Source organism: Microvirga arvi (assembly GCF_016892765.1).
GTDB classification, from domain to species: Bacteria; Pseudomonadota; Alphaproteobacteria; order Rhizobiales; family Beijerinckiaceae; genus Microvirga; species Microvirga arvi.
In genome coordinates this window covers 1-940 of record NZ_JAFEMD010000199.1, presented here as the reverse complement: position 1 = coordinate 940, position 940 = coordinate 1, and the positions used below count along the sequence as shown (strand labels likewise).

Genomic DNA, 940 nt, shown 5'->3' with positions numbered 1-940 from the left:
CTCGACTCCGACCTTGCCGCGCAGCTCAAAAACTCGCCCAAGGCTAAGGTGCTCTCCGTCCTCACCGAACGCGTGGCGTATCTACGTCTCAACCCAGCAAAGCCGCCCTTCGACAACGCCAAGGTCCGCCAGGCGATTGCCTATGCCATCGACAAGGACGGACTGGTGGAGGGGATCCTCGGCGGCTATGACAAGCCGGTGCCACAGATGTTAACCCCAGCCCATGTCGGTTGGGTCAGCGACATCGCGGCGCCGTCCTATGATCTCAAGAAGGCACAGGCCCTGGTGAAAGAGGCAGGCGAGGGGGGCAAAGCCGAGATCGAGCTCGCCACCTCACCGGTATTCGATCAGCGCATCGTTCAGGCGATCCAGCAAATGCTGAGCGAGGCCGGTCTCAACGTCAAAATCAATATGTCCGACATGGCGAGCTATCTGAAGCGCGCCCAGGGCGGCATTGATGCGACCCCTTCCTTGAGCTTTGGGCGATGGTCCTGCTCGTGCCAGGATGCCGACGGCGTGCTCTTCCCGCTGCTGCATAAGAGCAGTTCCTGGTCCGTCTACCGCAATCCCAAAGCCGATGAGCTCCTGGAACAGGCGCGGCAGTCTCTCGACGACAAGGTACGGCTCGTGGCTTACCGCGGTGTCCATGAGATCGTCGCGCAGGACGTTCCGCTCGTTCCGCTCTATCAGAGCGCGGCGATCTACGGAGCGGCGAAGGAGCTGGGGTGGCAGCCCTCGCCGAGTGAGAGCCTCTTCCTGAACCGGATGACGTGGAAGGACTGAGGCATGCAGGGAGGTGCCCGCCCTCCACGGCAATGACGGGTGAAACAGAGCAGACCCAGAGGTGATCGACACATATTGAGGGAGACCTGACATGGTGAGACGAGGAAGAGGATTGGCGGCTGCCCTTCTGGGGCTGTGTCTGGCGGTTGCACCCGGC

The 940-nt window shown here is 61.8% G+C and carries 1 protein-coding gene; it reads left to right on the top strand.

Annotation, left to right across the window (positions count from 1 at the left end):
* Positions 1 to 783: ABC transporter substrate-binding protein (locus ILT44_RS30515; protein WP_239468652.1), on the top strand; the 783-nt coding region annotated here is incomplete at its 5' end.
* Positions 784 to 940: the final 157 nt, after the last annotated feature.